Here is a 6,000-nt window from a genome sequence, read left to right on the forward strand (position 1 = left end):
GGGCATGCCCGTGCGAGGCTCAGCAGGTCGGTTCAGCCGGATGAGCGGGACACTCAGCTGGCGGCATCCTGCACGGCTTCACCTCCACGCTCGACGTCCTCGCCGGCACCGCGGATGGTATTGCAGCCGCTGAGCAGGGAGAGAGTGAAGAGTGAGACCAGTATCAGCGATAATGTACGTTTCATGATGGCGTCCTCGTTGCCGTTACGGGTTCGGAAAAAAGGTGTTTCACACTTCAATCTAGCAGGTTCGGCGAAAGTGCCCAATGGCCTCAGCCCAGTAGTAGCCGAAGGATGATCACCAGGATCACCGCGATGGTCAGCCACTTGACGACAAACGCCCCGCGCGGACTCATGTTGACCTTCACCGCCAGCCAGGCCCCCAGCATGCTGCCTGCTGCCAGTACCAGGCCATACCCCCAGCGCACCTGATCGTTGACCAGAAAGATGGCCAGGGCCGGCAGAGTGTAGACAAGTATGATCAGCACCTTGAAGACATTCACCTGAGCCAGGTCGATCTTCAGCATACGGTAGAGCACCACGATGAAAAGGATGCCCACCCCGACCTGGATGAAACCGCCGTAGAGGCCGATCGCGAACATTGCCATATACACCGCCGGAGTGAGGCGCTCCGGGGTCAGTGGGCGAGTTTCCAGGCGTGGCTGGGGCAGCAGCATCAGTACCGCCGCGCACGCCATCACCGCGACCAGGATCACCTCGAAGAGCGCATCCTCGGTCTGCAGGGCCAACCAGGCGCCGAGCAGCGAGCCGACCACCGCCGGCACCGAGAGGCGCAACGAGAGGCCCAGGTAGCGAGCACCGGCGCGGAAGAAGCTGGTCACCGCGGCGATGCTCTGAAGCGCGATCGAGACCCGGTTGGTGCCGTTGGCTGCCTGGGGCGGCAGCCCAAGGAACATCAGCAGGGGCAGGGTCAGCATCGAGCCCCCGGCGGAGAGCACATTGATGAAGCCGGCCAGGGTCCCGATGGCCAGCAGGGCAAGTGCCTCGAGCAGCGTCATGAAAGCATCCGTTGTTGGCGGGTCGGAGATAGGCCGCCCAGCATACCGGGGCAACCCTGCCGGGGGAATCTGCCCCGATATCGGCCGGGTGTGCCATGATGATGGAGACAGGGACAGCCAACGCGAAAGGAGCCCCGTGATGTTGGATTTCGAACCCGATGCCCGCCTGGTGGATGACAGCTATCCGGTCACCGAACTGCCACTGTGCCAGCTGCGACTGATGGACGATGTCCGCTTCCCGTGGTTGGTGCTGATACCGCGCCGCCTCGAGGTCAGCGAGGTATTCGAGCTCGAGGCTTCGGCCCAGCAGCAGCTATGGCGGGAGGCCACCGCGGTCGGGAGGGCCATGCTCGATGCCCTGGGTGGTGACAAGCTCAACATCGCCAGTCTCGGCAATGTCGTCGCCCAGCTGCATGTGCATGTCGTCGTGCGGCGTCGCCAGGACGCCGCCTGGCCGGCACCGGTGTGGGGCCATGGTCAGGCAGAGGCCTATGACCTGGATCGCCTAGCCGAGATGCGCGCCCGCATCCTGGCCGAGGTGGAAGGGCTGGACCTCGCCTCAGGGCAGTAGCCCCAGCCGCGACTGCAGATCGGTCAGCAGGGGATCCAGAACCGTCGGCGCCAGGGGCCGCCCACCCCGGGTGGCGATGAAGCTGACCCGGCTGCCGCTCCCCTGGCCAGCCACGCGCAGCGATACGCCATAGCCCGGCATCCGGCCCAGTACGGCCTCCAGGCGACCCAGGTCGCTGTCGGCATGGCGAATCACGTAGCCGCGCTCCATCAGCAGGCTCATGGCCTCGCGCAGGGTGGCCTCGGGTGTCGCCGCCAAGTGACTCTCGCGGGGCTCGACTGGGGCCAGCGTGGCACAGCCGGCCAACCAGGCAACCAGCAGGATGACGAGGGGGATCCGTATCATGGAGCCTCCCGTGCCGGTACGGCCTCGATGACTGAGCGTAGCTCGCGACAGAAGGCGGCATCGCTGGCACTGCGTGACTCGCGCAGCTCGCCTCGCCAGTCGAAGAGGCGGATATCCCGGGACACCTGCACCTGCTGCTCCCCTACCACCACCGAGACACGCTCGATGCGGGTCGCCTCGTCGGTCACCGGCCCGAAAACGCCGCCGATGCCGAGCATCACCCCGGAGACGACATGGCCACCGCTGCCGCCCAGCACGAAGCCGCCGAAGCGGGGCAGGCGCTCGACACCATGGTCGTGATAGAGGGTCTGCCGGGCGCGTTCGGCACTGACCAGCCCCAGAAGCAAATCGGTGTGGCGTACCAGGAAGCCCTCCCTCTCGAGGGCCGTGACGGCCCGGGCCAGGCTGTCGCCGGGCCCGGCCGGCCAGCGGCAGTCGGCGGCCGGGGCAGGCTCGGCCACGGGCAGGGTCGTCGGTGTCACCTGGCAACCGGCCAGCGCCACCGGCAGCAACATCAGCAGCCATGCACGCATCGAATGATCTCCGCGAAAGGTCAAGAGGAGTCTACGCCGGAAGCCGAAAGGGATGAAGCGCCCCGGGGTTCTGTCCGGCGCCGGCTGGCGCTAAGCTGGAAACCCCTTCCACACAACGAGAGTGGCCATGAAGATCCTCATCTGCCCGGACAGCTTCAAGGATGCCCTGCCCGCCGCCGATGCCGCGCGCGCCATCGCCGTGGGGGCGAAGCGCGCCGGCGGCGACATCGAGGCCCTGGAATGCCCCCTGGCCGATGGCGGCGAAGGCAGCCTGGATGCCCTGCTGGCCGCCACCGGAGCCGAGCGACGCTCGGCTGACGTCCACGACGCCCTGGGGCGCCCGGCCCGGGCCGACTGGGGCTGGCACGCCGCGAGTCGCACCGCCTACGTGGAGCTGGCCGAGGCCAGCGGCCTGCAGGCGCTGGCGCCCGACGAGCGCACCGCCCTGCACAGTACCACCTTCGGGGTCGGCGAGCTGATCCGCGAGGCACTGGAAGTCGGTGCCGAGCGGCTGCTGCTCACCCTCGGCGGCAGCGCCACCAATGACGGCGGGGCGGGGATGCTGGCCGCCCTGGGAGCGCGACTGCGTGATGGCGAGGGCCGCGACCTGGCCCCGGGCGGTGCCGCCCTCGCTGACCTGGCCGAGCTCGACCTGGACGGCCTCGACCCGCGCCTGACCGGTCTGCGGGTCGAGACTGCAGTCGACGTGGACAACCCGCTGCTGGGCGAACTCGGCGCCAGTGCGGTCTTCGGCCCACAGAAGGGCGCCACGCCGGACGAGGTGGCACGCCTCGATGCCGCCCTGATCCGCTTCGCCGACGTCACCGCCGCGACCCTCGGCGAGGATCACCGGGACCTGTCTGGGGCCGGCGCCGCCGGGGGTATGGGCTTCGCCGCTCGGACCTTCCTCGGCGCCGAGCTGCGGCCCGGCATCGAACTGGTGATGGCCCAGGCCGGTGTCGAGTCCCTGCTGGCGGACGCCGATCTCGTGATCACCGGCGAGGGGCAGCTCGACGGCCAGAGCCTGGCCGGCAAGACCCCGGTGGGGGTGGCGCGGCTGGCCCGGCGTCACGGCGTGCCGGTGGTGGTGCTGGCCGGGCGCCTGGCCCCGGGCTGGCAGGCCGCCCTCGACGAGGGCGTCACCGCGGCCTTCGCCCTGGCCGATGGTCCCATGGCGCTCGACGAGGCCCTGGCACGCTGCGCCGAGCTGCTGGCCGACCGCAGCGAGAGCCTGCTGCGACTCTGGGTTGCCCTCACCGGCCGCTGACCTTGAAGAAGGCATTCGACACCCGCACGTCATGGATATCGGCTATGGTGGCCATGCTGACAATTGGCTTTCTCGCCAACTGCAGACCTATTACCCTAGCACCATCGCGATCAAGGAGGCATTGCATGAGCGACACCAATACCATCGGCCTGCACGAGGCCAGCGCCAGCCAGCTCGCCGAGAAGCTCAACGAGTTATTGGCCAACTACCAGATCTTCTACATGAACGTGCGCGGTTACCACTGGAACGTCAAGGGCCGCCAGTTCTTCCAGCTCCACGAGAAATTCGAGGAGTTCTATACCGACCTGCTGACCAAGGTCGACGAGGTTGCCGAACGTATCCTGACCCTGGGCCACCAGCCGGTACACGCCTACAGCGATTATATAAAGCTCGCTCGTATCCAGGAGGACAAGAACGTTCATGACGGCGAGACCTGCGTGCGCGGTGTACTCGAGGGCTACCAGACCCTGATCGAGCTGCAGCGCGAACTGCTTTCCCTGGCCTCGGATGCCGACGACGAGGGCACTGCCGCCCAAGCCGGCGATTACATCCGCGAGCAGGAAAAGACCGTATGGATGCTGGGCGCCTACCTCGGCTGATCACCGGCATCGCAGAAGCACCGCACACGACGCCGTCCTTCGGGGCGGCGTCGTCGTTGCCGGGCCGGTCGATGGGGCCGGAGCTCAGGCCCCTCCGGGCGCCTCACCGTCCGCCTCACCCTCGGCGGCGCGCACCAGTTCCTTCGGTAACGGCTTCTTCATGCGCACCCCCAGCCGCTGCAGCTCGGTGGCCTGGGCCACCAGGCTACCCTGCCCACTGGAAAGCCGGGCCACGGCCCGGCGATGGCTGTCGCCCGCCCGCTCCAGGTGACGGCCGACCTCGTCGAGGCTCTCGACGAAGCCGGAGAACTTGGCCAGCAGTTTCTCGGCGCGCTCACCGATCAGGCGCGCGTTCTCGTTCTGACGCTCCAGGCTCCACAGGCCGGCCACGGTGCGCAAGCTGGCCAGCAGGGTGGTCGGGGTGACCACCACCACCTGGCGGTCGAAGGCCTCCTGGAAGAGCGTGGGGTCGCGCTCGAAGGCCGCAGCAAAGGCCGGCTCCACCGGCACAAAGAGGAACACGAAGTCCGGCGAGTTGAGCCCCGGCAGCGAGGGATAGTCCTTGCCCGAGAGCCCGGCGACATGGCCGCGCAGCGACTGCAGGTGGGCCTTCATGGCCGCCTCGCGCTCGGCCTCGTCCTCGGCGTTGACCAACCGCGTCCACGCTACCAGCGATACCTTGGCGTCGACGATCAGGTGGCGATCGTCGGGCAGGTAGATCACCGCATCGGGGCGCTGGCGCCCCTGCTCCCCCTGCAGCGAGACCTCCCGGCGGTACTCGATATCCCGCCGGAGGCCGCTGCGCTCCAGCACGGTCTCGAGCATCAGCTCGCCCCAATGGCCCTGCGCCTTCTGGTCCCCCTTTAGGGCCCGGGCGAGGCCCGCGGCCTCCTCGCCGAGGCGGGCATTGAGCCCGGCGAGCTGTTCGAGCTGGGTCTTGAGGGAGCCGCTGTCGCGGCTCTGCTGGCCGTGCAACTCCTCGACCCGGCGGCGGAACTGGTCGACCTGCTCGCGAAAGGGCCGCAGCAGGGCCTCCAGGCTGTCGCGACTCTGCACCGAGAAGGCCTGCTGGCGCTCCTCGAAGATGCGGCCGGCGAGCTGTTGGAATTCCTCCTTGAGCCGCTCCCGGGCCTCCTCCAGCAGGGCCAGCTGCTCGCGATGACGCAGCGCCATCTGCTCCCGCTCGGCCTCCAGGCGGGCGGCATGCTCGCGCCGTTCGGCCAGCCGGTCGCGCGTCCCGGCCAGTTCGGCCTCCAGGGCGTCCAGGCGCTCGCGGCTGCCATCCAGCTGCGCATCGCTGTGGGCCAGCTCCTGCTCCAGCCGCCGCACGCTGGCCTCGCTCTCCGCCCGCTCCTGCTCCCGGTCAAGGAGTCGCGCCTCGGCGCTGGCCAGGCGCTTGCGCCAGGACAGCCCCGCCCAGACCATCACCAGCAGCAACCCGGCAAGCCCCAAGAGCCCCCAGGCCGGTACGGCCTCCTGCAACAGTTCATTCATCTCGGTCACTCCTGACCCATGCACCATGGTGTCGACCGCGGTTGCCGAGGGACAGGACCTAGCCCTTGGCCAGGTCCTCGACCAGCGCGCGCAGCAGTTCCCAGAACTCCGCCACGGAGGCGAGTTCCACCCGCTCGTCGGGGGAGTGGGCGCCGCGGATCAGCGGACCGAAG

At 68.5% G+C, this 6,000-nt stretch carries 8 protein-coding genes; 3 read left to right on the forward strand and 5 right to left on the reverse strand.

What is annotated here, in order from left to right:
* Positions 1–53: 53 nt before the first annotated feature.
* The gene (locus RI841_RS00900; protein WP_310703642.1) at positions 54–185 is read right to left on the reverse strand and encodes an entericidin A/B family lipoprotein; all 132 of its coding nucleotides are present in this window, start codon (positions 183–185) and stop codon (positions 54–56) included.
* A gap of 86 nt (positions 186–271) precedes the next feature.
* Positions 272–1,018 carry a sulfite exporter TauE/SafE family protein gene (locus RI841_RS00905; RefSeq protein ID WP_310703643.1) on the reverse strand — a complete coding sequence of 249 codons (747 nt, stop codon included), beginning with the start codon at positions 1,016–1,018 and terminating at the stop codon, positions 272–274.
* A 139-nt stretch (positions 1,019–1,157) separates the two neighbouring features.
* On the opposite strand from RI841_RS00905, the gene RI841_RS00910 reads away from it, so the two are divergent.
* Positions 1,158–1,589, forward strand: a complete 432-nt coding sequence (locus RI841_RS00910) for an HIT family protein (RefSeq protein WP_310703644.1) — start codon at positions 1,158–1,160, stop codon at positions 1,587–1,589.
* Here RI841_RS00910 and RI841_RS00915 read toward each other — a convergent pair.
* On the reverse strand, positions 1,578–1,934 hold the full coding sequence (locus RI841_RS00915; RefSeq protein WP_310703645.1) for a hypothetical protein: 357 nt from the start codon (positions 1,932–1,934) through the stop codon (positions 1,578–1,580). The genes RI841_RS00910 and RI841_RS00915 overlap by 12 nt on opposite strands.
* A complete protein-coding gene (locus RI841_RS00920) occupies positions 1,931–2,467 on the reverse strand; it encodes a hypothetical protein (RefSeq protein ID WP_310703646.1) in 537 nt (178 codons plus the stop codon). The genes RI841_RS00915 and RI841_RS00920 overlap by 4 nt, the downstream gene beginning before the upstream one ends.
* A gap of 127 nt (positions 2,468–2,594) precedes the next feature.
* Between RI841_RS00920 and RI841_RS00925 the strand changes: the two genes are divergently transcribed.
* Positions 2,595–3,734: a glycerate kinase gene (locus RI841_RS00925; RefSeq protein ID WP_310703647.1), complete on the forward strand. Its 1,140-nt coding sequence runs from the start codon at positions 2,595–2,597 to the stop codon at positions 3,732–3,734.
* 125 nt (positions 3,735–3,859) lie between these two features.
* Positions 3,860–4,333, forward strand: coding sequence for a Dps family protein (locus RI841_RS00930; RefSeq protein WP_310703648.1), 474 nt, complete (start codon positions 3,860–3,862; stop codon positions 4,331–4,333).
* Positions 4,334–4,417: 84 nt separating this feature from the next.
* Here RI841_RS00930 and rmuC read toward each other — a convergent pair whose 3' ends face one another.
* Entirely contained in the window at positions 4,418–5,827 is a 1,410-nt protein-coding gene (gene rmuC, locus RI841_RS00935; protein WP_310703649.1) for a DNA recombination protein RmuC, read from the reverse strand.
* Positions 5,828–6,000: the final 173 nt, after the last annotated feature.

It is taken from the genome of Halomonas sp. (assembly GCF_031581305.1).
Lineage (GTDB): Bacteria > Pseudomonadota > Gammaproteobacteria > Pseudomonadales > Halomonadaceae > Halomonas.

What these genes read in the sequence shown, in the direction of transcription:
- RI841_RS00905 (WP_310703643.1), bottom strand. Translation starts at nt 1,018, where the DNA reads ATGACGCTGCTCGAGGCACTTGCCCTGCTGGCCATCGGGACCCTGGCC.
- rmuC (WP_310703649.1), bottom strand. Translation starts at nt 5,827, where the DNA reads ATGAATGAACTGTTGCAGGAGGCCGTACCGGCCTGGGGGCTCTTGGGG.
- RI841_RS00900 (WP_310703642.1), bottom strand. Translation starts at nt 185, where the DNA reads ATGAAACGTACATTATCGCTGATACTGGTCTCACTCTTCACTCTCTCC.
- RI841_RS00925 (WP_310703647.1), top strand. Translation starts at nt 2,595, where the DNA reads ATGAAGATCCTCATCTGCCCGGACAGCTTCAAGGATGCCCTGCCCGCC.
- RI841_RS00915 (WP_310703645.1), bottom strand. Translation starts at nt 1,934, where the DNA reads ATGATACGGATCCCCCTCGTCATCCTGCTGGTTGCCTGGTTGGCCGGC.
- RI841_RS00930 (WP_310703648.1), top strand. Translation starts at nt 3,860, where the DNA reads ATGAGCGACACCAATACCATCGGCCTGCACGAGGCCAGCGCCAGCCAG.
- RI841_RS00920 (WP_310703646.1), bottom strand. Translation starts at nt 2,467, where the DNA reads ATGCGTGCATGGCTGCTGATGTTGCTGCCGGTGGCGCTGGCCGGTTGC.
- RI841_RS00910 (WP_310703644.1), top strand. Translation starts at nt 1,158, where the DNA reads ATGTTGGATTTCGAACCCGATGCCCGCCTGGTGGATGACAGCTATCCG.